The sequence below is a fragment of the Escherichia sp. AM3 genome (assembly GCF_032029835.1).
GTDB lineage: Bacteria > Pseudomonadota > Gammaproteobacteria > Enterobacterales > Enterobacteriaceae > Escherichia > Escherichia coli.
Window position 1 is genome coordinate 1 of sequence record NZ_JAVUPQ010000687.1, and the last position, 357, is coordinate 357.

General features: G+C 52.1%; 1 protein-coding gene. It reads left to right on the forward strand.

Annotated elements, in window-relative coordinates:
• A partial coding sequence (locus RTW80_RS27895; RefSeq protein WP_312721364.1) for a DUF4942 domain-containing protein occupies window positions 1-357 on the forward strand: 357 nt, incomplete at both ends.

The window sequence follows — 357 nt, forward strand, 5'->3', positions numbered from 1 at the left end:
CCAGCTGATGAGCGACACCTGTCCTGAAATCACCCTGGACAATGTACTGGCAACATTCCGCCATCTGAATGCCAGTAAGATGCAGACATTTGAACAGGGACTGATTGATGTCTACCGGAAATTGTCATGGGATTACAGAACCAATAATCCCTGCCGTCTGGGTAAGAAAATCATTATTGAAAACCTGCTGTACCGCTGGAGTAACGGGCGTGTGACGCTGGACTGCAGCGGACGGGAGGCACTGGATGACCTGGTACGTCCGTTTTATCTGCTGGAGGGGCGCAACGTCCCTGACTTCAGGAACAGCATCGGGGCGCAGTATGGTGAATTTCTCGGGAACGGCGACAATGTCGGTAA